The sequence below is a fragment of the Rhodococcus shunpengi genome, from assembly GCF_048381395.1.
In the GTDB taxonomy this organism is placed as follows: Bacteria; Actinomycetota; Actinomycetes; order Mycobacteriales; family Mycobacteriaceae; genus Rhodococcus.
The window spans coordinates 237,719-261,707 of the sequence record NZ_JBLWIU010000024.1 but is presented as its reverse complement, the minus strand read 5'-3'; the positions used below and the strand labels follow the sequence as shown (position 1 = coordinate 261,707).

At 68.6% G+C, this 23,989-nt stretch carries 25 protein-coding genes; 10 read left to right on the top strand and 15 right to left on the bottom strand.

Annotated elements, in window-relative coordinates; genetic code table 11:
• Positions 1-51: 51 nt before the first annotated feature.
• The 5 genes from nirB to ACNJ7K_RS13490 all read right to left on the bottom strand — a co-directional run bounded on the left by nirB (position 52) and on the right by ACNJ7K_RS13490 (position 7,475).
• On the bottom strand, positions 52-2,568 hold the full coding sequence (gene nirB, locus ACNJ7K_RS13510) for a nitrite reductase large subunit NirB (protein ID WP_159417900.1): 2,517 nt from the start codon (positions 2,566-2,568) through the stop codon (positions 52-54).
• A gap of 30 nt (positions 2,569-2,598) precedes the next feature.
• Positions 2,599-4,053, bottom strand: coding sequence for a nitrate/nitrite transporter (locus ACNJ7K_RS13505; protein ID WP_159417899.1), 1,455 nt, complete (start codon positions 4,051-4,053; stop codon positions 2,599-2,601).
• A 122-nt stretch (positions 4,054-4,175) separates the two neighbouring features.
• On the bottom strand, positions 4,176-5,030 hold the full coding sequence (locus tag ACNJ7K_RS13500) for a TIGR02569 family protein (RefSeq protein ID WP_026061392.1): 855 nt from the start codon (positions 5,028-5,030) through the stop codon (positions 4,176-4,178).
• A 75-nt stretch (positions 5,031-5,105) separates the two neighbouring features.
• Positions 5,106-6,338 (bottom strand): adenylyltransferase/sulfurtransferase MoeZ, encoded by a 1,233-nt coding sequence (gene moeZ, locus ACNJ7K_RS13495; RefSeq protein ID WP_225623584.1) that lies wholly within the window; start codon positions 6,336-6,338, stop codon positions 5,106-5,108.
• A gap of 78 nt (positions 6,339-6,416) precedes the next feature.
• Positions 6,417-7,475, bottom strand: a complete 1,059-nt coding sequence (locus ACNJ7K_RS13490) for a DUF3152 domain-containing protein (RefSeq protein WP_487041803.1) — start codon at positions 7,473-7,475, stop codon at positions 6,417-6,419.
• Positions 7,476-7,668: 193 nt separating this feature from the next.
• Between ACNJ7K_RS13490 and fasR the strand changes: the two genes are divergently transcribed.
• On the top strand, positions 7,669-8,325 hold the full coding sequence (gene fasR / locus ACNJ7K_RS13485) for an HTH-type transcriptional activator FasR (protein ID WP_120279840.1): 657 nt from the start codon (positions 7,669-7,671) through the stop codon (positions 8,323-8,325).
• Positions 8,326-8,391: 66 nt separating this feature from the next.
• Here fasR and ACNJ7K_RS13480 read toward each other — a convergent pair whose 3' ends face one another.
• Both ACNJ7K_RS13480 and ACNJ7K_RS13475 read right to left on the bottom strand, forming a co-directional pair.
• Positions 8,392-8,622: a DUF3107 domain-containing protein gene (locus ACNJ7K_RS13480; protein WP_006550244.1), complete on the bottom strand. Its 231-nt coding sequence runs from the start codon at positions 8,620-8,622 to the stop codon at positions 8,392-8,394.
• Positions 8,623-8,679: 57 nt separating this feature from the next.
• A complete protein-coding gene (locus ACNJ7K_RS13475) occupies positions 8,680-9,384 on the bottom strand; it encodes a ferritin-like fold-containing protein (protein ID WP_060651355.1) in 705 nt (234 codons plus the stop codon).
• A 206-nt stretch (positions 9,385-9,590) separates the two neighbouring features.
• Between ACNJ7K_RS13475 and ACNJ7K_RS13470 the strand changes: the two genes are divergently transcribed.
• Positions 9,591-11,255, top strand: a complete 1,665-nt coding sequence (locus ACNJ7K_RS13470) for a DEAD/DEAH box helicase (protein ID WP_159417896.1) — start codon at positions 9,591-9,593, stop codon at positions 11,253-11,255.
• Between the two features lie 4 nt (positions 11,256-11,259).
• A complete protein-coding gene (locus ACNJ7K_RS13465) occupies positions 11,260-12,465 on the top strand; it encodes an Rv3212 family protein (RefSeq protein WP_159417895.1) in 1,206 nt (401 codons plus the stop codon).
• 4 nt (positions 12,466-12,469) lie between these two features.
• On the opposite strand, the gene ACNJ7K_RS13460 is transcribed toward ACNJ7K_RS13465, so the two are convergent.
• On the bottom strand, positions 12,470-13,270 hold the full coding sequence (locus ACNJ7K_RS13460) for a ParA family protein (protein WP_159417894.1): 801 nt from the start codon (positions 13,268-13,270) through the stop codon (positions 12,470-12,472).
• A 74-nt stretch (positions 13,271-13,344) separates the two neighbouring features.
• Here ACNJ7K_RS13460 and ACNJ7K_RS13455 point away from each other — a divergent pair, with 74 nt between their 5' ends.
• Positions 13,345-13,830 (top strand): GNAT family N-acetyltransferase, encoded by a 486-nt coding sequence (locus ACNJ7K_RS13455; protein WP_455409232.1) that lies wholly within the window; start codon positions 13,345-13,347, stop codon positions 13,828-13,830.
• A 7-nt stretch (positions 13,831-13,837) separates the two neighbouring features.
• Here ACNJ7K_RS13455 and ACNJ7K_RS13450 read toward each other — a convergent pair whose 3' ends face one another.
• A complete protein-coding gene (locus ACNJ7K_RS13450) occupies positions 13,838-14,260 on the bottom strand; it encodes a hypothetical protein (RefSeq protein WP_372473337.1) in 423 nt (140 codons plus the stop codon).
• A 47-nt stretch (positions 14,261-14,307) separates the two neighbouring features.
• Here ACNJ7K_RS13450 and ACNJ7K_RS13445 point away from each other — a divergent pair, with 47 nt between their 5' ends.
• Both ACNJ7K_RS13445 and ACNJ7K_RS13440 read left to right on the top strand, forming a co-directional pair.
• Entirely contained in the window at positions 14,308-15,246 is a 939-nt protein-coding gene (locus ACNJ7K_RS13445) for a diacylglycerol/lipid kinase family protein (RefSeq protein ID WP_487041802.1), read from the top strand.
• 271 nt (positions 15,247-15,517) lie between these two features.
• Positions 15,518-15,772, top strand: a complete 255-nt coding sequence (locus ACNJ7K_RS13440) for a WhiB family transcriptional regulator (RefSeq protein ID WP_006550236.1) — start codon at positions 15,518-15,520, stop codon at positions 15,770-15,772.
• Between the two features lie 75 nt (positions 15,773-15,847).
• Here the strand turns inward: ACNJ7K_RS13440 and ACNJ7K_RS13435 are convergent, their stop codons facing one another.
• Both ACNJ7K_RS13435 and ACNJ7K_RS13430 read right to left on the bottom strand, forming a co-directional pair.
• Positions 15,848-17,323, bottom strand: a complete 1,476-nt coding sequence (locus ACNJ7K_RS13435; RefSeq protein ID WP_120279845.1) for a sensor histidine kinase — start codon at positions 17,321-17,323, stop codon at positions 15,848-15,850.
• Between the two features lie 34 nt (positions 17,324-17,357).
• The gene (locus ACNJ7K_RS13430; RefSeq protein ID WP_006550234.1) at positions 17,358-17,573 is read right to left on the bottom strand and encodes a biotin/lipoyl-binding carrier protein; all 216 of its coding nucleotides are present in this window, start codon (positions 17,571-17,573) and stop codon (positions 17,358-17,360) included.
• A 95-nt stretch (positions 17,574-17,668) separates the two neighbouring features.
• Between ACNJ7K_RS13430 and ACNJ7K_RS13425 the strand changes: the two genes are divergently transcribed.
• The gene (locus ACNJ7K_RS13425; protein WP_022597109.1) at positions 17,669-17,743 is read left to right on the top strand and encodes a 50S ribosomal protein bL37; all 75 of its coding nucleotides are present in this window, start codon (positions 17,669-17,671) and stop codon (positions 17,741-17,743) included.
• Between the two features lie 142 nt (positions 17,744-17,885).
• Here the strand turns inward: ACNJ7K_RS13425 and rsrA are convergent, their stop codons facing one another.
• Positions 17,886-18,167, bottom strand: coding sequence for a mycothiol system anti-sigma-R factor (gene rsrA, locus ACNJ7K_RS13420; protein WP_088897715.1), 282 nt, complete (start codon positions 18,165-18,167; stop codon positions 17,886-17,888).
• On the bottom strand, positions 18,164-18,802 hold the full coding sequence (locus ACNJ7K_RS13415; protein ID WP_120283527.1) for a sigma-70 family RNA polymerase sigma factor: 639 nt from the start codon (positions 18,800-18,802) through the stop codon (positions 18,164-18,166). Before ACNJ7K_RS13415 ends, rsrA begins: the two co-directional genes overlap by 4 nt.
• A gap of 212 nt (positions 18,803-19,014) precedes the next feature.
• On the opposite strand from ACNJ7K_RS13415, the gene ybaK reads away from it, so the two are divergent.
• On the top strand, positions 19,015-19,512 hold the full coding sequence (ybaK, locus tag ACNJ7K_RS13410) for a Cys-tRNA(Pro) deacylase (protein ID WP_059382246.1): 498 nt from the start codon (positions 19,015-19,017) through the stop codon (positions 19,510-19,512).
• Between the two features lie 21 nt (positions 19,513-19,533).
• Here ybaK and ACNJ7K_RS13405 read toward each other — a convergent pair whose 3' ends face one another.
• Positions 19,534-20,289 carry an SOS response-associated peptidase gene (locus ACNJ7K_RS13405; RefSeq protein WP_059382386.1) on the bottom strand — a complete coding sequence of 252 codons (756 nt, stop codon included), beginning with the start codon at positions 20,287-20,289 and terminating at the stop codon, positions 19,534-19,536.
• An 80-nt stretch (positions 20,290-20,369) separates the two neighbouring features.
• Between ACNJ7K_RS13405 and aroA the strand changes: the two genes are divergently transcribed.
• Both aroA and rsgA read left to right on the top strand, forming a co-directional pair.
• Positions 20,370-21,656: a 3-phosphoshikimate 1-carboxyvinyltransferase gene (gene aroA, locus ACNJ7K_RS13400; protein WP_174247124.1), complete on the top strand. Its 1,287-nt coding sequence runs from the start codon at positions 20,370-20,372 to the stop codon at positions 21,654-21,656.
• Positions 21,623-22,642, top strand: coding sequence for a ribosome small subunit-dependent GTPase A (gene rsgA / locus ACNJ7K_RS13395; protein WP_120279849.1), 1,020 nt, complete (start codon positions 21,623-21,625; stop codon positions 22,640-22,642). Before aroA ends, rsgA begins: the two co-directional genes overlap by 34 nt.
• Before the next feature lie 74 nt (positions 22,643-22,716).
• Here the strand turns inward: rsgA and ACNJ7K_RS13390 are convergent, their stop codons facing one another.
• A complete protein-coding gene (locus tag ACNJ7K_RS13390) occupies positions 22,717-23,952 on the bottom strand; it encodes a fatty acid desaturase family protein (RefSeq protein ID WP_059382247.1) in 1,236 nt (411 codons plus the stop codon).
• Between the last annotated feature and the right edge of the window lie 37 nt (positions 23,953-23,989).

Here is a 23,989-nt window from a genome sequence, read left to right as displayed (position 1 = left end):
GCCCGGTGTTTCGAGCGCGTTACCCGCTCGTTCCCTCGGGGTAAGCGGTCGTCACGCCCCGGTTCCGGGTCCGATGCCCGGCATACCCACGAGGACGGGGACCTTGCGGGGGCCGCTGTCGTCGAAGCGGACGGTGGGGTCGGGCTGCTCGGGCGCGTTGACGAACGAGACGAACCGCGCCAGCTTCTCCGGATCCTCGAGGACGCCGGCCCACTCGTCCTTGTAGCCGTCGACGTGCTTGGCCATCGCAGCCTCGAGATCGTCGGCGATACCGAGGGCATCGTCGCACACGACCTCCTTGAGGTGCTCGAGGCCGCCCTCGAGTGCGTCGAGCCACGGAGCGGTGCGCTGGAGCCGGTCGGCGGTGCGGATGTAGAACATCAGGAACCGGTCGATGTACCGGACGAGGGTCTCGTCGTCGAGACCACCGGCGAGGAGCTGTGCGTGCTTGGGCGACTGGCCGCCGTTGCCGCACACGTACAGGTTCCAGCCGTTCTCCGTCGCGATGACACCGACATCCTTGCCGCGTGCCTCGGCGCACTCACGGGCGCATCCCGACACCCCCATCTTGAGCTTGTGGGGCGATCGCAGTCCGCGGTAACGCAATTCGAGAGCGACGGCCATCCCGACCGAGTCCTGCACGCCGTAGCGGCACCAGGTGGAGCCGACACAGCTCTTGACGGTGCGCAGCGACTTGCCGTACGCCTGCCCGGATTCCATGCCGGCGTCGACGAGACGCTTCCAGATCTGCGGGAGCTGTTCGACGCGGGCACCGAACAGGTCGATGCGTTGACCGCCGGTCATCTTCACGTAGAGACCGAAATCGCGTGCCACCTCACCGATCACGATGAGCTGCTCGGGGGTGCACTCGCCACCGGGCATGCGCGGCACGACCGAGTAGGTGCCGTTCTTCTGGATGTTGGCGAGGAAGTGGTCGTTCGTGTCCTGCAGACCGGCCTGCTTGGGGTGCAGGATGTGGTCGGAGTCGGTGGACGCGAGGATCGAGGCCACCACCGGCTTGCAGATGTCGCAGCCGTGTCCGGTGCCGTACTGGGCGATGAGCGCGGAGAAGGTGCGGATGCCGGTGGCCTGGACGATCTCGAACAGCTCGGCGCGCGACTGCTCGAAGTGCTCGCACAGGGCCTTCGACATCTGCACACCCGACTGGGCGAGCAGCTGCTTGATGCTCGGGAGACAACCGCCGCAGGTGGTGCCGGCGCTCGTGCACGACTTGACCTGCGCGATGTCGCAGGCACCTTCGGAGATCGCGCCGCAGATCGCGCCCTTGGTGACACCGTTGCACGAGCACACCTCGGCGTCGTCGGGTAGCGCACCGGCGCCCGGCTTCTCCCCCACCGGGGAGATCAGCGTGGCCGGATCCCCCGGCAGTTCGCGGCCCACGAGCGGTCGCAGGTTGCCGTAGGCGGAGGCGTCGCCGACGAGGATGCCGCCGAGCAGGGTCCTGGCGTCGTCGGAGACGACGAGCTTGGCGTAGGTGCCCTTCGCGGAGTCGGAGAGCACGACCTCGAGGGCGCCGGGCGTCGTCGCGTGGGCGTCACCGAAGCTCGCGACGTCCACGCCGAGCAGCTTGAGCTTCGTCGACAGGTCGGCGCCGGGGAACTCGGCGGTACCGCCGACGAGCCGGTCGGCGACGACCTCGGCGGTGCTGTAACCGGGGGCGACGAGTCCGTAGCAGGTGCCCTCGACGGCGGCGCATTCGCCGATGGCGTAGACGGCCTCGTCCGAGGTGCTCCGGCAGGTACGGTCGGTGAGCACACCGCCGCGGCCGCCGAGTTCGAGTCCGGCCTCCCGGGCGAGCTCGTCCTGGGGACGGACGCCGGCGGAGAAGATCACGAGTCCGGCCTCGAGGACGGTCCCGTCGGACAGGGTCACCTGCAGCGCCTCCGGTCCGGACTCGATCTTCTCGGTGCCCACCCCGGTGTGGGTGACGAGGCCGAGGTCGGTGACGAGACGGTCGAGGACCCGGCCGCCGCCTTCGTCGACCTGGGCGGGCATGAGCCGGTTGTTGTACTCGACGACGTGCGGCGTCACTCCCAGCAGGCGCAGCGCGTTGGCGGCTTCGAGTCCGAGCAGGCCACCACCGATGACGATGCCCGCGAGGCCGGCGGCCTTGGCGCGTTCGGCGGCGGCGCGGATGCCGTCGAGATCGTCGAGCGTGCGGTAGACGAAGCAGCCGGGCAGGTCGTGGCCGGGCACCGGCGGCACGAAGGGGTACGAGCCGGTCGCGAGGACGAGGCTGTCGTAGGGCAGAACGTCGCCGCCGGCGGTGGTGACGGTGCGGGCCGCGCGGTCGATTCCCACGGCGCGGGTGCCGACGCGCAGGTCGACGAGATCGTCTGCTGCGTAGTCGTTTCCGGCGAGAGCGAGTTCCTTGCGGTCCCAGGCTCCGACGTAGGACGACAGTCCCACGCGGTCGTAGGCGGCGTCGGCCTCCTCGCCGAGCACGGTCACCGACCAGCTGTTCTGCTCGTCGCGGACACGCAGGGCTTCGACGAAGCGGTGGGCGACCATTCCGTGTCCGACGACGACGACGTTCTTGCGGCTCATGATGTTCTCTTTCTTCGTGCCGGGGATCGGTCAGACTGCGACGCGGGCCGGGGCGGGAGCCTCGGTGGACGGCTCGCTCGCGGGAGTGGTGTGGGGGCGGCGGAGGAAGACGAACCAGGTCACCGCGATGCACACGAGGTAGAAGATCGCGAAGACCCAGAAGGCCATCGTCGCGGACTGCGCCTCGCCGCCGTAGGAGGCGCGGAAGACCAGGTTGATGCCGACGCCGCCGAGTCCACCGATGGCACCGGCGAAGCCGATGAGGGCACCGGACATGCTGCGCGACCAGGCGGCCTTCTCGTCGCGATCCAGTTCGTCGAGGTCCTGCGCACGGGCCTCGAAGATGGACGGGATCATCTTGTAGACCGAGCCGTTGCCGAGCCCGGAGAGCAGGAACAGGGCGATGAAGCCGAGCACCATGGCGGTCAGCACACCGCCGGTTGCGGCGCCGGTGGTGCGGTCGTCGAGGGTGCCGGCGACGATGAGCACCGCGGCGGCCAGGGCCATCGCGACGAAGGTGTAGAGGGTGATTTTCCCGCCGCCGATGCGGTCGGCGAGCTTTCCGCCGAGCGGACGGGAGATGGATCCGAGGAGCGGGCCGATGAAGGCGATCTGCGCGGCGTGCAGGGCGGCCTGGGCGGGGGTGTCGCCGCCGGCGAGGAAGTTGATCTGCAGGACCTGACCGAAGGCGAAGCTGAAGCCGATGAACGAACCGAAGGTGCCGATGTAGAGGAAGGAGATGATCCACGAGTCGCGGAACTTCAGTGCGGCGCCCATGGCCCGCAGGTCGGCCTTCTGGTCACGGAGGTTGTCCATGAACAGGGCGGCGCCGAGCGCGGCGACGGCGCACAGGACCAGGTAGACCGCGCAGACGATCCAGGGCTCGGTGTTGCCGATGGTGGCGATGACGAGCAGGCCGATCAGCTGGACGGCCGGGACACCGATGTTTCCGCCACCGGCGTTGAGTCCGAGCGCCCAGCCCTTCAGGCGCTGCGGATAGAAGGCGTTGATGTTGGTCATCGACGACGCGAAGTTGCCACCACCGACGCCGGCAAGTGCCGCGACCAGCATGAACGTGGTGTAGGAGTGACCCGGGTTCAGCATCAGGTACAGCGCCCCGATGGTGGGGATCAGCAGTACGAGGGCACTGAAGATGGTCCAGTTGCGGCCGCCGAAGCGGGCGGTGGCGACGGTGTAGGGGATGCGGAGGATCGCGCCGACGAGCGTGGGGACGGCGACCAGGAAGAACTTGCCGGCGGCGTCGATGCCGTACACGTCGGTGGGCATGAACAGCACCATGACCGACCAGATCGACCAGACGGAGAAGCCGACGTGCTCGGCGATCACCGACCAGATCAGGTTGCGCTTGGCGACCTGCTTGCCGCCGGCCTCCCACGCCTCCACATCCTCGGCGTCCCACCGCTCGATCTTGTGACTGCGTGCGAATTTGTCTCTGAGACTTTCATTTTCGATGAAGGTCGTCATCGCCGTTCCTCCTCGGGTCCGTGTTGATCCCAAAGGTAGGAAACGGGTGTTGCTACGGTGCTGCCCGCGGTGACCGTCGCGTCAAGAGTTGCTCACCCCGGCCCCGGCCGCCCTGTGAGGTGTTACAGGAGGAACCGCACGAGGTCGGCGGTGTGCGCCAGGCCCGGGAAGGCGTCCTCGGTCGAGCGCGGGTGCAGCGCGTGCACGGCCAGCCGGAAGATCACCGCGCGCAGCAGCATCTGCGGCCACTCGGGAAGGTCCTCCCAGCGGCCGATGAGTCCTTCGTCGGCACCGCCCCACGACAGTGCGTCGACGACGGCGACGGCGGCCGCCCAGGAGGCCGGACGCCAGTAGGGGGTGATGTCGGTCAGCCCGGGCGCTGCGCGGCCGGCGAACAGGACGGTGCCGAACAGGTCTCCGTGGACGAGCTGGTCGGGCAGGTGCACGGGCTTGCGGAAGGTCGCGAGCTGGTTGATCAGGTCGAGGCTCTTACGGCCGTCGGGGGTCACCGTCTCGGGTGCACCCGCCGCGCGGGCGCTGCGCAGGGGTACGGTCTCCCAGGCCGCGCGGTCGGCGGCGACGAAGACGTCGACGTCCTCCCAGGGTGCGACGGGTGGCTGCATGAGGAAACGGGGACGTTCGAGCTGCGCGGTGGCGGTGTGCAGCCGTAGCGACAGCGAGACCACTTCGTCGTGCCGGGGCTCGGACGTGCCGACGATGTAGGTGTCGGCGCGCCATCCGGAGACCACGTAGCGACCATCGGTGGACCGCACCGGGCGGGCCAGCCGCACGCCGTCGACGGTCAGGGTCTCCCGCACTTTGGCGGACCAGGCCGCGCGAGCATGATCGGCGACTCGGGACAGCACGACGTCCCCACACCGGAAACCTCCGTCCCAGTCGGGCCCGAGCGGGACCGGTTCGACATCGCGGAGACCGAATGTGGAGCACACGTGCTGAGGCGGTTCGGGTGAGCTCACGACGCTCAACCTACCTTCGCAGACCGCCCGGATCGGGAAGGCACTCCGCTGTTTCAGGTCACAACGAGGTCACCGTCAGTAGACCGGCAGCGAGGTGTCGACCTGCTGCGCCCACGCGATCACGCCACCGTGCAGATGCGTCGCATCCGAGAAACCCGCTCGCGCAAGGACTTCGAGCGCTTCGGCCGAGCGGATACCGGTCTTGCAGTACAGCACGATCGGGGTGTTCTGCGGCAGGTCGGCGAGGGCCTCGCCGGAGAGGATGCGGTCCTTCGGCACGAGCCGTGCACCGTCGATACGGACGATCTCCCACTCGACGGGTTCGCGCACGTCGATCAGCGCGAGGTCGCGGCCCTCGTCGAGCATGCGGCGCAGTTCGGTGGGGGTGACGGCCGATCGCGCCGACGCAGCGGCGTCGGGAACGATCCCGCAGAAGGCCTCGTAGTCGACGAGTTCGGTGACCGGCACCCGTCCCGGATCGCGGCGCAGGGTCACCGTGCGGAACGACATCGCGAGCGCGTCGTAGATCATGAGCCGGCCGAGCAAGGGCTCACCGATCCCCGTGATGAGCTTGATCGCCTCGGTGGCCATGACGGTGCCGATCGTGCCGGGCAGGACACCGAGCACACCGCCCTCGGCGCACGAGGGAACCATGCCCGGCGGCGGCGCCTCGGGGTAGAGGTCGCGGTAGTTCAGGCCGCGCCCGTCGGGAGCGTCCTCCCAGAACACCGACACCTGACCTTCGAACCGGAAGATCGAGCCCCACACGTACGGCCTGCCGGCGAGGACAGCGGCGTCGTTGACGAGATAGCGGGTCGCGAAGTTGTCGGTGCCGTCGAGGATCAGGTCGTACTGCTCGAACAACTGCACGGCGTTGCTCGACTCCAGCCTCGTCTCGTACAGACGCACGGTGACACCGTCGTTGATTGCCAAGATGCTGTCGCGGGCGCTCTCCCCCTTGGGCCGTCCGACGTCGGAGCGGCCGTGGATCACCTGCCGCTGCAGGTTCGACGTCTCCACGTCGTCGAACTCGACGATGCCGATCGTGCCGACGCCCGCCGCCGCCAGATACAGCAGCGCGGGCGAACCGAGTCCGCCGGCGCCGATGCACAGCACCCGCGCGTTCTTCAACCGCCGCTGACCGGTGACCCCGACGTTCGGGATGATCAGGTGACGGCTGTACCGGGCGACCTCCTCGCGACCGAGCTCCGGGCCGGGTTCCACCAGCGGCGGAAGGGATCGGCGCGTCGACGGTGTCGTTGCGGTCACGGGTTCTCCTGTCGCGATGCGTCCTGCGTCACCGTCCATGGTGCCATTCGGTGCTGCAACCCCACCCCGCCCCGCCCGTCGACCCCCGCCCGGCCCGGCGACTACCGTGCTCGGCGTCTACGCCCGCGGGTACGGCCAGGGGTTGAACCGGCAGCGCAGCCCGTCGGCGGGGACCGCGCCGTCCGGGTCCAGGCGCGCGATGTCGTCGTTGGCGGTGCCGAAGGTCTGCTGCATCATGATCGGCGCGAGACCGCCGTCGGTGGTGCAGGCGTCGTGTTGCGCCAGGCCGATGGCGTGGCCGACCTCGTGGTTGACGACGTACTGGCGATACGACCCGATGTCGCCCTGGAAGGTGACGGCCCCGCGCACCCACCGCGCTTCGTTGAGGAGCACCCGCTCCATCGAGGGGTTGAAGCACGATCCCTCGAGCGGGATGTCGTAGCCGCATCCTTCGCGGATGGTCATCTGCGAGGTGAGGGAGATCCGGAAGTCCGGCTCGCCGGTGTCGATGCGGCGGAAGGCGACCGCCTGGTCGCCGATCCAGCTCCGCGGATCGGCGAGGGTGCGGTCCACCATCGTCGCGAAGGCCGCGTCGCCGCCGTAACCGGTGGTGTCGATGCCCTCCTCGAGTTCCACCGTGTAGGTGAACACGCGGTTCTGCCCCGCACCGACCTGCCCGGTGGTGCCGGGCACGACCCGCCACTGCCGCGCACCGACTTCCGTGAACGGCCCGCCGTCCGGCAGGGCACCGGACTCGAGCGACTCGGGGAAGGCCCCATCGGGCTGCGGGGCCTCGACGATGATCTCGGTGACCTCGCTCGCGACGACCGGATCGGCGGGCTCCTCCGCTCCTCCCCCACGCGCGGCGTCCCACAGCACGACCAGGGTCACGACGGCGAGGATCGGGACGGCATAGGCGCGCCAGCCGTAGGTGGCGACGAATCTGCCCACGCGGGTCTGCTTGCGGACGTCGCGTTCGGGTCGCGGTCGGCGAGGCGGCCGGTCCGGCCGTCCCACCGGGTCCCACACGGCACGTAGAGGCTGGTGCGACCGGCGACCCGGCTCGGATCGTTCCGTTCCTCGCGACCGGGACGAACCGGACGACGTCGGGGAAGGATCTGTCTGCGAGGAGCCCTGCGGCCCCCTGCTCTCGCGCACTCCTCCACGCTCGATCACGGATGTCAGGATGTCATATCGAGACCATTTCGATATCCGAAGCGTCGAAGGCGTGCCCCCATCCGTGCACCGGGAACGGATACTGGTCGGTAGGCCGGTCCGTTCGATACGCAGGTTCACCTGTAACCTGCAAAGACGAGGAGCGCCGAGGTGGCACACGCCACTATCGGAGTAGTGCAGATTGGGAGCAAGCATGACCGACGTCACCGAACGAGCATCCGGCCGGGGTAACAACGGCAAACGGGGCGCCCGGATGCCGCGTGACGAACGTCGTGCACAGCTGCTCGAGGCTGCCAGTGAGGTCTTCGTCACACGCGGTTACCACTCGGCCGGCATGGACGAGATCGCCGAATGCGCCGGAGTGAGCAAGCCGGTGCTGTACCAGCACTTCCCCGGCAAGCTCGAGCTCTACTGCGCCGTGCTGCAGAACTATGTGGACACCCTCATCAACGGCGTCCGCCAGGCCCTGCGGTCCACGACCGACAATCGTCAGCGTGTGCGTGCCGCGGTGCAGGCCTTCTTCGATTTCGTCGACAACGACAGCCAGGGATTCCGTCTCGTCTTCGAATCGGACCTCATGGGCGAGCCGCAGGTGTCGCGGCGGGTCGAGCAGGCCACCGAGGCGTGCGTCGACGCCGTCTTCGACCTCGTGAGCCACGATTCGGGCCTCGATCCGTACCGGGCCCGCATCCTCGCGGTCGGCCTGGTGGGAACGAGCCAGTTCACGGCTCGTTACTGGCTCGACGCCGCGCGTCCGATCCCCAAGGAGGACGCCGTGGACACCACGGTCGCGCTGGCCTGGGGCGGTCTGAAGCACGTGCCGCTGCAGCCGGAACTCCGTCGTCGCTGACGACACATACCGAGAACGACGAACGGGCCGGGGCGACATGCCCCGGCCCGTTCTCGTCGGTCGCTCTCAGTTGGCGGCGAAGCCGACCTTGCCCAGCGTGGCAGGACCGATGTCCACGTAGCTGATCTTGGCGGCCTGCACGAGAACCTTGCGGCCCTTCTCGTCGACAAGTGCGAGCACCCCGTCGTCGGCGCCGTTCAACGCGGCCCGGACGAGCTTCTCCACCTCGTCGGGCGTCTGGTCGCTGACGACGACAACTTCGCGCGGGCTGTCCGCGACGCCGATCTTGACCTCCACGGTGGACCTCCGATTCTCATGCGTTGAAACCGAGCTGGTACTGCTGTCAGCCCCAGGCTAATGCAGTCCGAGCACCGACATCCGCTCGGCGTGCTCGACCTGCATGCGATCGAACAGTGCGGCGATGTTCGTCAGGTCGCCGGACGCGAGAATCACCAGCTCGGCGAGTTCCTCGTTCTGCGCGAGGACGTACTGCGCCTGGGTGATGGCCTCGCCGAGCAGCCGGCGTCCCCACAGCATCAGGCGGTCCTTCTGCAGCGGGCTGCGCTCGACGACCTCGCGGACCTCCTGCACCACGAACTCCGAGTGGCCGGTCTCGGCGAGGACCTCCCGGACCACCGTGGAGACCTCGGGAGCGAGCATGTCGGCGATCTCACAGTAGAAATCTGCGGCGATCCCGTCACCCACGTAGGCCTTGACGAGGACCTCGAGCCAGGTCGAGGGAGCGGTCGAGGCGTGGTAGGCGTCGAGCGCCTTGCGATAGGGCTCCATCGCCGCGTAGATCTCGACGCCGCGATCGGTGAGCGCGGTTCGGAGCGTCTCGAAATGGCTCATCTCCGCAGCTGCCATGCTTGCGAGCGCGACCCGCCCGCGCAGGGACGGGGAGAACCGGGCGTCCTCGGCGAGACGGTAGAACGCCGAGATCTCGCCGTACGCGAGCACTGCGAAGAGCTCTGCGACACCGGGGTGATCGGCGGGGACTGCGGGTCCGCCCGGCGTCGCGCCGGACTCGGAGGTGGACTGCGGCGTATCGGCTCCCATGACGACGAAGCGTAGTACTACCTCGTGGAATGCGCCGGAACCGGTACAATGGATCGGGAAGCCCGCGTTTCGAGCCGCCGACCGTGGCCCGCGAGCTTCCCAGATAATGTGCGCGCACCCGAACTGCGGATCGCTGCCGCGCTTCGCCGAGCCTGGTGGATACCGCTCGCGCTGAGGTGCAGGCCGGTCGCCTTTCCCCCTCGTGCGTGCGTGCCGAGACCAGGAAGGCCGGACCCCTGAGCAAGATCACCATCGACCACGAAGACGACGCGAGCGAAACGACCGTCTCCGCACAACTCGATTCCACCCACGTACCCCCCACCTTCGGCGAACTCGGCGTCCGCGACGAGATCGTCCGCGCCCTCGCCGAGGTCGGCATCGAACGCACCTTCGCGATCCAGGAACTCACCCTGCCGCTCGCCCTCGCCGGCGACGACCTCATCGGTCAGGCCCGTACGGGTATGGGCAAGACCTTCGGCTTCGGCGTTCCGCTCCTGCACCGCATCGCCACCGAGGGTTCCGGTACGACCACGCTCGACGGCACTCCCCGTGCGCTCGTGATCGTCCCGACCCGCGAACTGTGCATCCAGGTCACCAACGACCTCGTGAACGCCTCCAAGTACCTGCCCGGCAGCCGCAAGTCGGGCCTCGAGGTCCTGTCGATCTACGGTGGCCGCCCCTACGAGCAGCAGATCGACGAACTGAAGAAGGGTGTCGACGTCGTCGTCGGTACTCCCGGTCGTCTGCTCGACCTCGCCAACCAGGGTCATCTGATCCTCGGCAAGATCGGCGTGCTCGTCATGGACGAGGCCGACGAGATGCTCGACCTCGGCTTCCTGCCCGACATCGAGCGCATCCTCACGATGGTCCCCGACCGTCGTCAGACGATGCTCTTCTCGGCCACGATGCCCGGCCCGATCATCACTCTCGCCCGCACGTTCCTGAATCGCCCGACGCACATCCGCGCCGAGGAAGCCGAATCGTCGGCCGTGCACGAGCGCACCCAGCAGTTCGTCTACCGGGCGCACGCGCTCGACAAGGCCGAGCTCGTCGCCCGCGTGCTGCAGGCCGAGGGACGTGGCGCCACCATGATCTTCACCCGCACCAAGCGCACGGCGCAGAAGGTGGCCGACGACCTCGTCGAGCGCGGTTTCGCGTGCGGCGCGGTGCACGGCGACCTCGGTCAGATCGCACGCGAGAAGGCACTCGACAAGTTCCGCAGCGGCAAGATCGACGTCCTCGTCGCGACGGACGTCGCCGCCCGCGGCATCGACATCGACGACGTCACCCACGTCATCAACTATCAGTGCCCCGAGGACGAGAAGACCTACGTCCACCGCATCGGCCGTACCGGTCGCGCCGGACGCACCGGTATCGCGATCACCCTCGTCGACTGGGACGACGTGCCGCGCTGGCAGCTCATCGACAAGGCTCTCGATCTCGGTATCCCGGATCCGATCGAGACCTACTCGAGCTCCCCGCACCTGTTCGAGGAGCTGAGCATCCCGTCCGACGCCACCGGACGCGTCCGCAAGGCCGCTCCCGCCGCCTCCGACAACGGTGAGAAGCGCGAGCGCGTCGAGCGCGAGGGCGGATCCCGACCGAAGCGCAACCGGGTCCGCCGCCGCACCGTCCGCGGAAAGTCGGCCGACGGCTCCGCGACGGATGCCGCCGCAACCGGTTCCGACGACTCGGCGAAGGCCGAGAACGAGTCTGCCGCAGCGGAGACGGGTGAGGACACCGGGGCTTCCGCTCCGGCACGTCGTCGCCGTCGTCGCCGTCGCACCCGCTCGGGCGAGGGCCCCGCCGGTCGCGCAGAGCAGCAGGACACGTCGAACGTGGAAGCGGTCTCGACGTCGTCTGCCCGATAACCACGTGCTCGCGCCCGAGCGCCGCACCCGCACCGACCTTCTCGTCGCAGCCGCACTCGTCGTCACCGCTCTGGTGGCGGCGAGTGTCGTCTGGCTGAACTCGGATGCGCGGGGCACCACGTCGACCACCTGGGACGGACCCGTCCCCACTCCTGCTGCCGCGCAGGCGCTTCCGCGCACTCTCGCCGAACTGTGGCGTGCTCCGAGTACGGCGACGACCGCGCCGGTGGTGTCCGGGGGCACGATCGCCACGGCCGACAGTGGTGCGGTGGTCGGCCGCGACCCGCAGTCGGGCGAGGAACGCTGGCGGTACGACCGCGACCGGGCGTTGTGCGCGGTCACCGAGGCCTGGGGCGACGTGGTCTCGGCCTACCGCGGCCCACGCGGATGCGGTCAGGTCACCGCGCTCGACTCCGGCAGTGGCGCTCGCGGCGCGCAACGGTCGAGCGACGCCGACGATCCGATCCGGCTCGTCGACGCCGGTTCGCACCTGATCGCCTTCGGCGAGTCGCGTCTCGAGATGTGGCGCTCCGATCTGGTGCGCACGGTCGAGTACGGGCGCGTCGACGCACCGGTGAACCCGAACGCCCAGCCCCGATCGGGTTGCGAACTGCGCTCGGCAGATTCGGGCGCCGAAGTGCTGGCCGTGCTCGAGCAGTGCGCAAACGAGCCGACCAATCGGCTCACCCTTCTCGATCCCACCCCCGACGACAGCACCAAGCCCGAGGAGTTCGCCTCGTCGGTGCTGCCGGAAGCGGGCGGGGACTCCCGCATCGTCGCGGTGGTCGGCGACCGCACGGCGGTCTACCTGGCCCCGGACGACAACGACGGGCCACGTATCGAGGTCTTCGACAGCGAGGGCGTCCTCGTCGACACGCACACCCTGCCGCGTCCTGCCGGCGAATCGGACGACCCCGCCCTCGAGCGCGGCGGCGTGCTGGTGTGGTGGACGGGCCGCGACACCGTCGCACTGTCCACCACCGATTTCGCTCCGCAGTGGACCGTCGAGGACACCCTCGGCAACGGCGACATCATGGCCGGTTCGCTGCTCCTTCCCGTCGAGGACGCCCTCGTGGGAGTCGACTCACGGACCGGCGAACCCGGCCCGCGCATCGACGTCGAGCGCGGAGCGGTCTCCACGGTGAACGTCGCCGTCGCCGGGGACGTCGTGGTCGAGCAACGCGACGACGAACTCGTGGTGTTGGGCTGATGTCTCAGTCCGCGACGGCGGTTTCGAAGGTCTCGAGTTCCGCCTCCCCCGACCAGTAGCGCAGCAGGTTCTCGGAGAGCGCCCGGTACGCCTCGGCGCCCTTGTTCTTGCGTCCCGCCAGCACCGTCGCGCCCGAGGCGGAAGCCTCCGCGAAGCGGACCGTGCGGGGTACGGGCGGGGCCAGCACCGGCAGGTCGTACCGGTCGGAGACATCGGCGAGCACGTCGCGACTGTGCGTGGTCCGCGAGTCGTACAGGGTCGGCAGCGCGCCGAGCAGCTCGAGATCCGGATTGGTGATCTGCCTGACCTCGTCGACGGTGCGCAACAACTGCCCCACTCCACGGTGTGCGAGCGTCTCGCACTGCAGTGGAACGAGCACCGACCGCGCCGCGGTGAGACCGTTGAGCGTGAGAACGCCGAGGGAGGGCGGGCAGTCGATCACGACGACGTCGTAGTCGTCCTCGACCGACGCCAGGGCCCGCTCGAGGGTGTATTCGCGTCCCGGCTTCATGAGCAGCATCGCCTCCGCACCCGCGAGGTCGATGGTCGCCGGCAGCAGCGACATCCCCTCCGCGGTGTCGAGCAGGACGTCCTTCGTCTCGACACCGCCCACGAGCACGTCGTGCACGGATTGTTCGAGCTTGTCGGGGTTGTGCCCGAGGGAGAAGGTCAGGCACCCCTGGGGGTCGAGATCGACGACGAGCACCCGCCGGCCCAGCGCCGACAGCGCGGCCCCCAACGACGCGACGGTGGTCGTCTTGGCGACGCCACCCTTCTGATTTGCCACTGCAAGTACCGTTGCCACGACCCCGATCCTCGCGCACTCGGCGGCGCAGCGCGAGGTGAATCCGCCCACGAGACCGCAGGAGGCAGCCCGTCGTGATCCGCAGAGCCACACCCGAGGACGTCCCCGCGATCACCGGACTGATCTACGACCTCGCCGAATACGAGAAGGCCCGGCACGAGTGCACCGTGGTGCCCGCGCAGATCCACGAGGCTCTGTTCGGGCCGCAACCCTCGGTGTACGCGCACGTCGCCGAGGAATTTGGTGAGGACGGAGCCGCAGGTCAGGTCGTCGGGGTGGCGCTGTGGTTCCGGAACTTCTCCACCTGGGACGGCGTGCACGGCATCTACCTCGAGGATCTGTTCGTCCGTCCCGAACACCGCGGCAAGGGACACGGACGCGCACTGCTCGCGGCGCTCGCCCACGAATGCGTGGAGCGCGGTTACACCCGCCTGAGTTGGTCGGTGCTGGACTGGAACGAGCCGTCCATCGGTTTCTACCGCTCGCTCGGCGCCGTCGCGCAGGACGAGTGGACGACGTTCAGGCTCAGCGGCCCCGCGCTGCAGGCTCTCGGCAGCTGAGCCCGGATCACTCGTCGACGTCGGGCGCGTACTCGTGCGCAAGCCACCGCGTCGTGGGCGGGCTGAACAGCAGCACGAGCGTGGGGACCACGACGAGCCCCAGCACGGTACCGATGGCCGGCTGGTGCGAGTCGGTCAGCAGCGACCACACCACGGGCAGCAACAGCAACTGCGCCAGTACCGCCACGGCACGTCCCCAGCGCACCCCGCGCACGAGCGCGATCCCGCCGGCCAGTACCCCGCCGAACAGGACGAACAGCCACAGCGCGAAGCCGTAACCGTTGGTGACCGACTGATCGTGTTCGCCCGAGGCTGCGCGGATGATCGAGTACACCGCGAACCCCATCGCGACGACACCCTCGAGGACGACGAGCCAGCCGGCGGCACGCACGGTCGACGGAACGCTGCTGCGAGGTGTTTCGAGAGGCACCCGTCCAGCGTAGTGGACCCGCCGGGCACCACTTAGGCTGATGTTCCGTGCGCGCCCTGCTGATCGTGAATCCGAATGCGACGACGACCACCCCGGCCGGTCGCGACCGTCTCGCTCACGCCCTGAGAGGCCGGCTCGCACTGACCGTCGCACACACCACCCACCGCGGGCACGCCGCAGAACTCGCGCGTTCGGCGCACGCCGACGGGATGGACGTCGTCGTCGCGCACGGGGGCGACGGCACCGTCAACGAGATCGTCAACGGTCTGCTCGGCCCCTCCCCCGACCGATCCGCCGATCCGTCACTTCCGCGACTCGCGGTGGTGCCCGGCGGCTCGGCGAACGTGTTCGCGCGGTCCCTGGGGTTGTCCGCCGATCCGCTCGAGGCCACCGGGCAGGTGCTCGAGTCGTTGCAGGAGGGCAGGACCAGCCGGATCGGCCTCGGCCACTGCGACGGACGGTGGTTCACCTTCAACGCGGGCCTCGGCCTCGACGCCCAGGTGTGCGAGGCCATCGACCTGAGCCGCGCCGAGGGCAAGAAAGTGACGACGACGTGCTATGTGTGGCATGCGGTGGCCCGGTTCTTCGCGTCGAAGCGGGCCGAGCCGACGCTCACGCTCGAGATGCCCGGATCCGAACCTGTGTCGGGGGTGCACTACGCGTTCGTGTCGAACTCGAGTCCCTGGACCTATCTCGAGTCCCGGCCGGTGCACACGAATCCCGGCACATCGTTCGACACCGGGTTGGGTGTGTTTGCCATGACGACGACCCGGGTATTTCCGAGCCTGCGGGTGGTGAGGCAACTCCTGGCCGCCCGTGGCGAGCCGGCGTCGCCGCATCTGGTGCGTGCGGACGATGTCGCGCACGTGCGCGCCCGGGCCTCGCGCCCGATCGGACTTCAGGTCGACGGCGACTATCTCGGACTCCGCACCGAGGTCGAGTTCGTGGCCGTACCGTCGATCCTCGATGTCGTCGCGCCCCGCTGACGATCCCCTCTAGCGGGACAGCGACAGAAAGAAAAGCACGAATTCTGTGATTACCACTACCTTCTCGGCCCGAGTGGAGTAGAAAGAGGGATTGGCGAACTCGTAGCTCACAACAGCGTGAGCTTCCCCACGATCGTGGTCGATTCTATTGACTCCACGCTCGTTCGTGAAAGCATTCACAAGTAACCGCGCGGAAACACTCCGTGCCACAGGCGTGAACACGCATTGACCATCAGCCGGTGCACACGCACCATCGAAGGAGAGTAGAAGCATGGACTGGCGCCACAAGGCCATCTGCCGCGACGAGGATCCGGAACTGTTCTTCCCCGTGGGGAACAGCGGCCCGGCTCTCGCGCAGATCGCGGATGCCAAGCTCGTGTGCAACCGTTGCCCCGTCACCGCCGAATGCCTTTCCTGGGCGCTCGAGTCCGGCCAGGATGCCGGCGTCTGGGGCGGTATGAGCGAGGACGAGCGCCGCGCTCTCAAGCGTCGCAACGCCCGCACCCGCGCTCGCACGGCGGTCTGAGCAGCTCCGACAGACGTTCGAAGGCCCGGCCCCCTCACGGAGGCCGGGCCTTCTTACGTGCACAGGCCGAAGCGGTCAGGCGACCGGCACCTTGCCCAGCGGTAATTGCAGGCGCGCATCGGTCCCGCCGGTCTCGTTGGAGGTCAGTTCCAGCGATCCGCCGAGTTCGGCGGCCACGAGGGTCCGGACGATCTGCAGACCGAGCCGGTTCGACGCCTCGAGGCTGAATCCGTCGGGAAGGCCCTTCCCCTCGTCACGGACCACGACGTCGAGCATGCGGGCCGAACGCTGTGCCCTCACAGTGACCGTGCCGTTGACGCCCGGATCGAAGGCGTGCTCGACGGCGTTCTGGACGAGCTCGGTCAGCACCATGACCAGGGGCGTCGCGCGATCTGCGGGGAACACACCGAGGTTCCCCTCTCGCAGCACACGGATCTGACTGCCCACCGTCGACACGTCGACGACGATGGGGATCAGCTGGTCGAAGACACCGTCGAGATCGACCTCCTCGTCCACGGACATCGACAGCGCCTCGTGCACCAGGGCGATGGACGTCACCCGGCGAACCGCTTCGCCGAGGGCCTGCTGGGCTTCGGTGTTCCCGGTTCGGCGCGCCTGTAGTCGCAGCAGTGCGGCGACCGTCTGCAGATTGTTCTTGACGCGATGGTGGATCTCGCGGATCGTCGCGTCCTTGCTCAGCAGTGCGCGGTCGCGTCGTTTGACCTCGGTGACGTCGCGGACGATCACCGCGGCGCCCCTGATCTTGCCTCCCGGATTCAGGACCAACGCACGGATCAGAACCGTGGCACCGCGTGCCTCGATCTCCATGCGCTGCCCCAGACGGCCCTCCACGGCCCCGCGGAGGTAGTCGGTGACGTCGCGGCTCTCGAAGGGATCGGTGACCAGTGCGCGGGTCGTCTCCACGAGATCCTGACCGATCAGGTCGGAGTTCAGACCCATCCGGTGATAGGCCGACAGCGCGTTCGGGCTGGCGTAGACGACCTTGCCCTTCCGGTCGAGCCGGATGAATCCGTCGCCCGCACGCGGACTCGACTTGGTGTCCGAGCGCGCCTCGGGCGTGGGGAAGGTGCCCTCGCTGATCATCCGGTAGAGGTCGTCGGCGCATTCGAGATAGGCGGTCTCGAGCGCGCTGGCCGACCGTCGCGACACACGGGCGGCGTCGCGGCTGAGCACCGCGACGACCCGACCGTCCGAGCGCACCGGCACGGCCTGACGGATGTTGATCCCGGCGCCCGGGGACGACTTGACGTCGACGATCTCTCCGGTTTCGAAAGCCTCACGGACGTAAGGATGTTCGTTGTCGGAGACGAGCATGCCGACGGCGTCCTCGGGAATCACGGTCGAGGCGGTGGTGGGCCGGCACTGTGCGACGCACACGATTCCGGACGGCGCCGCGTCGACCCACAGGAGGACGTCGGCGAACGACAGGTCGGCGAGCAACTGCCACTCGCCCACGACACGTTGGAGGTGATCGACGGCCGCGCCCGGAAGATCCGTGTACCTTGCGAGCAACGAACTGAGTGTGGACACGGGAACCGCTTTCGTACTCAGGAGATATCCGCCGTCAGGAGATCACGGCGATGAGGTCGCCCTGCTGGATGACATCCCCCACCGAGACTCCGACGGAGGTCACGGTGCCCGCCGACTCGGCGAGCACGGGAATCTCCATCTTCATCGACTCGAGGATCACCAGCGTGTCGCCCTCGGCCACCACGTCACCCTCTCGCACGACGACCTCGAACACGGTCGATACCATCTCCGCGCGTACGTCTTCCGCCATCGAACACCTCGTTTCACGCTCCGGCGGCGGACCTGCCGACAGGACCACTCGACCGCACGTGAAACACTGTAATGAACGAGAAAGGAGATCCCACCATGGGTAAGCGAGGTCGCAAGAAGCGCAGCCGCAAGGGTAACGCCGCCAACCACGGCAAGCGTCCCAACGCCTGAGACGCGGACAGGGGCCGGAAAGCAGCAGCTTTCCGGCCCCTGTCACGTTCGGGGTGTCTCGTCTACGACTCGGTACGAGTGAACTCGTCTACGACTCGGCGTGAGTGGAACTCGCCTACGACTCGGCGTGAGTGGAACTCGCCTACGACTCGGTGCTGTCCGTCTCGGTGATCACCACGGTGCGGCGGATCTGCAGCATCAGCCGCTCCCGCAGGCCCTCGGGTGCGTGTTCCCCGCCGCACTTGCGGCTGAGCAGCGATTTGATCTTCTCCTCGATCCCGTAGGCCTCGAGGCAGGTGCCGCACTCGTCGAGGTGCCGCTGCAGCTTCTCGCGGGAACCGGCGTCGCACTCGGAATCGAGAAGCAGGTAGACGTCCGCGATGACCGCCGAGCAGTCGAGTCGATCGAAGTCGGGTTCGCTCACTGCGGTGCTCCCTTTCCGCTCTCGGGCCGATCCGATGTTCCGGTTGTCGCGTCCACGGCCTTCTCCCGCATGAAACCGCGATCGCGCGCCACGTCGGCCAACAGGCCCCGCAACTGCTTGCGACCCCGGTGCAGTCTCGACATCACAGTGCCGATCGGCGTCCCCATGATCTCGGCGATCTCCTTGTAGGGGAACCCTTCGACGTCGGCGTAGTAGACGGCCATGCGGAACTCCTCGGGAAGCTCCTGCAGCGCCGCCTTGATGTCGTCGTCGGGAAGCGCGTCGAGCGCCTCGACCTCCGCGGACCGCAGACCGGTCGACGAATGCTCGGCCGTGGCGGCGAGCTGCCAGTCGGTGATCTCGTCGGTCGGGTACTGCGCGGGCTGCCGCTGACGCTTCCGGTACGAGTTGATGTAGGTGTTGGTGAGGATCCGGTACAGCCAGGCCTTGAGGTTGGTGCCCTCGCGAAACGACCGGAAGGCGGAGAAAGCCTTGATGTAGGTCTCCTGCACGAGGTCCTCGGCGTCGGAGGGATTGCGGGTCATCCGCAGCGCAGCGCCGTAGAGCTGATCGAGCAGGGGAAGCGCATCCCGCTCGAACCGCTCGGTCAGTTCTTCCACAGACTCCTCGATCACACCGATCCCTTCATCGACGCCTGTCGAGAAGGCTACCGGTCCGTCGGGGTCCGGATCGGCGGGACGTCTGACGGCGTCCGGTCGAGGCGGGCACAGCACTGCCACGAATTCTCCGATCGTCGGGTGTCGGGTGGCCGGTGGATCCACCCGTCGGTGTGCAACGCCGTACCCGCCGCACTTGTTCCCCACCTCCGGTTTTCTAGAGTGATCGGATGGCCTCGACATCCACTCCCGCGACGGTGTTGTTGAAGCGCGAGAAGGTCGCGCACCGGGTCCACGAGTACGCACACGACCCGAGGTCGTCGTCCTTCGGCGCCGAAGCCGTCGAGGAACTCGGCGCACGTCTCGGGGTCTCCCCCGATCAGATCTTCAAGACGCTGGTGGTGTCGCTGTCGGACGGCAAGCTCGCCGTCGCGGTGATCCCGGTCCCGGCGACGCTGTCGCTGAAGGCCGCAGCAGGGGCACTGGGCGGCGGCAAGGCCGTGATGGCCGATCACACCGCCGCCGAACGCGCGACCGGATACGTCGTCGGTGGCATCTCTCCGCTCGGGCAGCGCAAGCGTCTGCGCACCGTGATCGACGTCTCCGCCGAGCAGTGGGACCGGGTGCTGTGCAGCGCGGGGCGGCGCGGACTCGAGATCGAACTGGATCCGCACGATCTGATCCGGCTGACCGGTGCGGTCGTGGCCCCGATCACGGCCGGGCCGTAGAGCACCGCGGCCCGGCGGCACCTACAGCAGCACCATCTGGTCGCCGGCGCCGTCGTCGGGTTGCAACAGTTCGGGGCCGTTGTTGCGGATGCTGTTGACCTTCGCGGACACGCGGCGGATCTCGATCGCCGAGATCGCCTCGAGGCTCGGCACGATCAGATCCGGGTGGCCGAGGCTGTCGGGGTCGAGCCACGCGTCCCATCGCTCCGCGGGGAGGATCAGCGGCATCCGCTCGTGCACGTTGCCGAGTTGCTCGACCGACTGCGCGGTGAGGATCGCCGTGCTCGACAGCGGTGGTGCCTTCGGGTTCCGCGGGTCGCGCCACTCCGCCCACACTCCGGCCATGCAGATCCGCGATCCGTCGGCGGGCGCCATGAAGTACGGCACCTTGCGGGGTCTGCCGTCCGGCGCGGGTTCGACCTGCCATTCGTACCAGCCGTCCATCGGGACGAGGCACCGCTTGTGGCGCAGCGACCGTGCGAAGCTCGGCTTGGTGGCGACCGACTCGGATCGTGCGTTGATCAGCGGTGCGCTTCCGCCCACCTCCTCGGCGAACGGCGGCACGAGTCCCCAGCGCATGCGCCGGACACGGCGGCGGACGGGACCGTCGGGATCGTCTCCGTCGTGCCGGGCGACGACGGTGAGCACCTCGGTCGTCGGCGCGACATTGTAGTCGGGCCCGCGCCGGTCCCGGCCGCTGTCGCCGGTCTCGTCGAGTGCGTCGAGTTCGACGGCGAGCGTCGCCGGGTCGGCCGTGGAGACATACCTTCCGCACATGCCGTCGAGTGTGGCATCGCCGGGTGACGGAACCGACACCGGCGCGCACCGGGTGGGCGAGGGTGCCCGCACCGGTCCGGATGGGCGAAGATGGTCGGGTGAGTCTGTGGAGAGCACCCCGCGCCGTGTCCCCGGTTCGAGCGTCGGTGACGCTGCCGGGATCGAAGTCGATCACCAACCGTGCCCTGATCCTGGCCGCACTCGCCGACGGGCCGTCCACCCTGACCGGCGCGCTGCGCAGCCGCGACACCGATCTGATGATCGGGGCCCTGCGCACGCTCGGCACGACCGTCACCGAGCGCGACGGCGGCACCACCCTCGACGTGACCCCCGGTGCCCTGCGCGGAGGTGAGGTCGCCTGTGGACTGGCCGGCACCGTCATGCGGTTCGTTCCGCCGCTGGCCGCACTGGCCGACGGCGACGTGCGGTTCGACGGCGACGAACAGGCCCGCGTCCGCCCGATGAGCACCGTGCTCGACGCCCTGCGCGCCCTCGGCGCCGACATCGACGGCGACCGGCTCCCCTTCACCGTGCACGGCCGCGGTGCGGTGCGCGGTGGTTCCGTCACCATCGACGCGTCCGCGTCCTCGCAGTTCGTCTCGGGTCTGCTGCTGTCCGGTGCCGCCTTCGACGAGGGCGTGGTGGTCCACCACGCCGGCGAACCGGTGCCCTCGATGCCGCACATCGAGATGACGGTCGAGATGCTCCGCACGGCCGGGGTCCCCGTCGACACCTCCGAGGCCGACACCTGGCGGGTGCCCCCCACGACCATCAAGGCCGTCGACGTCACCGTCGAGCCCGACCTGTCGAACGCAACCCCCTTCCTCGCGGCCGCGGCGGTCACCGGTGGTGTCGTCTCGGTGCCCCTGTGGCCGGAGTCGACCACCCAGGCCGGCGATGCGATCCGCGGCATCCTCGAGCAGATGGGCGCCGAGGTGACGTGGGCCGACGGGACGCTGACCGTGCGCGGCCCGGGCGAGCTGCGGGGTCTCGACGTGGACCTGCACGACGTCGGCGAGCTGGCGCCGACCGTCGCGGCCCTCGCTGCGGTCGCCGCCTCGCCCTCCGACCTGCGCGGTATCGCGCACCTGCGCGGTCACGAGACCGACCGGCTGGCGGCACTCGCCACCGAGATCGGTCGTCTCGGCGGTTCGATCACCGAGACCGAGGACGGGCTGCACATCGAGCCGGCTCCGCTGCACGGCGGCACCTGGCACTCCTACGCCGACCACCGGATGGCCACGGCCGGGGCGATCCTCGGGCTCGTCGTCGACGGGATCGAGGTCGAGGACATCGGCACCACCGCCAAGACGCTCCCCGACTTCGAGGGTCTGTGGGAGTCGCTACTGACGGGGAGCGACTCCTGAGGCGGCGGGAGTACGACGAGTCCGACGTCCGGGTTCGCCCCGGACGCGGCTCGCGGCCGCGCACGAAGGACCGCCCGGCCCATCTCGATGCCGAGGAGGGCATGGTCGTCTCCGTCGACCGAGGTCGGTGGGGTGTCGCGCTCGGCGGTGATCCCGATCGGATCGTGACGACGATGCGGGCACGCGAGCTCGGCCGGACCCCGATCGTGGTGGGCGATCAGGTGGGTGTCGTCGGCGATCTCTCCGGTCGCCCCGACACGCTCGCGCGCATCGTGCGGGTCGAGGACCGCAGCACCGTCCTGCGGCGCACGGCCGACGACACCGATCCGTTCGAGCGCATCGTCGTCGCCAATGCCGAACAGCTGCTCATCGTGGTCGCGCTCGCCGATCCCCCACCGCGGACCGGACTCGTCGAACGCGCACTCGTCGCGGCCTACGCCGGCGGTCTCGCTCCCCTGCTGGGACTGACCAAGAGCGACCTCGCCGATCCCGACGAGTTCGCCGCGCACTTCACGGATCTCGACATCCCGGTGCTGCTCGTCGGTCAGGACGACGATCTCACCGCCCTGCACGAGCGGATCGACGGTCGCGTGACCGCCCTGATCGGGCACTCGGGGGTCGGCAAGTCGACACTGGTGAACAGGCTCGTCCCCGACGCCGACCGCGCCACCGGTGAGGTCTCCGGGGTGGGCAAGGGACGGCACACCTCCACCCAGTCGGTGGCCCTGCACCTGCCCGAGGGCGGGTGGGTGGTCGACACCCCGGGCATCCGGTCGTTCGGGCTCGCGCACATCGGGCCCGACGACGTCGTCGCGGCGTTCGGGGACCTGGCCGAAGCGGTCGAGGACTGCCCGCGCGGGTGCACGCATCTCGGCCCGCCCGCCGATCCCGAATGCGCCTTCGACTCGTTGGAGGGCAAGTCGCACAACCGGGCGATGGCCGTGCGCGAACTGCTCACGGCGCTCGCGTCCAACGACCCTTGGTGAACCGACGAACCCCGGTTGAACGCACGAACCCCGGCACCTGTGGGTGCCGGGGTTCGTGCTCGTTCTCGTGACCGTCAGCGCATGCCGAGCGCGCGGCGGATGAATCCGCGCTTGCGGGTCTTCTCGATGGTGGTGGCCAGACCCACACGGCGGCCGGTGGCCGGATCGATCTCCGGCGCTCCGCCGAAGCCCCGCTCGGAGGCGGTCTCCGGGGCGGCGTCGCGGTCGTCCTTGAGGTACTTGTCGGGCAGCGACAGCTTCGCGATGGTGCGCCACGACTTCCAGTACTGCACCGCGAGCGGGCCGGTGGTGTACGGCAGGTCGTACTTCTCGCACAGCTCACGCACCCGCACCGCGATCTCCGCGTACCGATTGGACGGCAGGTCGGGGTAGATGTGGTGCTCGATCTGGTAGCTCAGGTTGCCGGTCATGAAGTCCATGACCTTGCCGCCGGAGATGTTCGCGGAGCCGAGCATCTGACGCAGGTACCACTGGGCACGCGTCTCGGTCTCGATGTCCTGCTTCGTGAACTTCTCCGCACCGTCCGGGAAGTGACCGCAGAAGATCACCGCGTTGGTCCAGATGTTGCGCACGAAGTTGGCCGTGGCGTTGGCCTTCATCGTGGACTTCCACGACTTGCCGGTGAGCGCCGGGTAGATCACGTAGTCCTTGAGGTGCTGCTTGCCGAGCTTGGCGAGCACCTCCTTGCCGCGTGCCTTGGTGAGCTCGCGGTCGTCGCGTCCCTGGATGACCTTGCCGAGCTCGAGCAGCTGGATGGCGATGCCGTACTGGAACAGCGCTGCGAGGATGGCGTTGTACGCGACGTTGCCGAGGTAGAACGGCTTCCATCGCTGGTCGCGGGTGACGCGCAGCAGGCCGTATCCCACATCGTCGTCCATACCGAGGATGTTGGTGTACTTGTGGTGCAGGTAGTTGTGGGTGATCTTCCAGTGCGCCGACGGGTCGACATTGTCCCACTCCCAGTTGGCCGAGTGCACCTCGGGGTCGTTCATCCAGTCCCACTGCCCGTGCATCACGTTGTGCCCGAGCTCCATGTTCTCGATGATCTTCGACAGGGAGAGCATGCCCGTGCCCAGCAGCCACAGCGGACGCTTGTTCGAGCCGAGCAGCACGAGGCGCCCGCCGATCTCGAGGCCGCGCTGCAGCCGGATCGTGTTGCGGACGTATCGAGCGTCGCGCTCACCGCGGGACTCCTCGATATCGCGCCGGATGGCGTCGAGTTCGCGGCCGATGGCCTCGACGTCCGCCTCCGTCAGGTGCGCGTACTCCTTGACATCCGATATCGCCATGCGGGCTACTCTACCGTAGGTTACGGGCCCGTAGGTT

Excerpts from the sequence above, each read along its gene's own strand:
- ACNJ7K_RS13505 (WP_159417899.1), bottom strand. The coding sequence starts at position 4,053 with ATGACGACCTTCATCGAAAATGAAAGTCTCAGAGACAAATTCGCACGC.
- moeZ (WP_225623584.1), bottom strand. The coding sequence starts at position 6,338 with ATGGACGGTGACGCAGGACGCATCGCGACAGGAGAACCCGTGACCGCA.
- ybaK (WP_059382246.1), top strand. The coding sequence starts at position 19,015 with ATGGCCTCGACATCCACTCCCGCGACGGTGTTGTTGAAGCGCGAGAAG.
- aroA (WP_174247124.1), top strand. The coding sequence starts at position 20,370 with ATGGGCGAAGATGGTCGGGTGAGTCTGTGGAGAGCACCCCGCGCCGTG.
- ACNJ7K_RS13405 (WP_059382386.1), bottom strand. The coding sequence starts at position 20,289 with ATGTGCGGAAGGTATGTCTCCACGGCCGACCCGGCGACGCTCGCCGTC.
- ACNJ7K_RS13475 (WP_060651355.1), bottom strand. The coding sequence starts at position 9,384 with ATGGGAGCCGATACGCCGCAGTCCACCTCCGAGTCCGGCGCGACGCCG.
- nirB (WP_159417900.1), bottom strand. The coding sequence starts at position 2,568 with ATGAGCCGCAAGAACGTCGTCGTCGTCGGACACGGAATGGTCGCCCAC.
- ACNJ7K_RS13390 (WP_059382247.1), bottom strand. The coding sequence starts at position 23,952 with ATGGCGATATCGGATGTCAAGGAGTACGCGCACCTGACGGAGGCGGAC.
- ACNJ7K_RS13430 (WP_006550234.1), bottom strand. The coding sequence starts at position 17,573 with ATGGCGGAAGACGTACGCGCGGAGATGGTATCGACCGTGTTCGAGGTC.
- ACNJ7K_RS13440 (WP_006550236.1), top strand. The coding sequence starts at position 15,518 with ATGGACTGGCGCCACAAGGCCATCTGCCGCGACGAGGATCCGGAACTG.
- fasR (WP_120279840.1), top strand. The coding sequence starts at position 7,669 with ATGACCGACGTCACCGAACGAGCATCCGGCCGGGGTAACAACGGCAAA.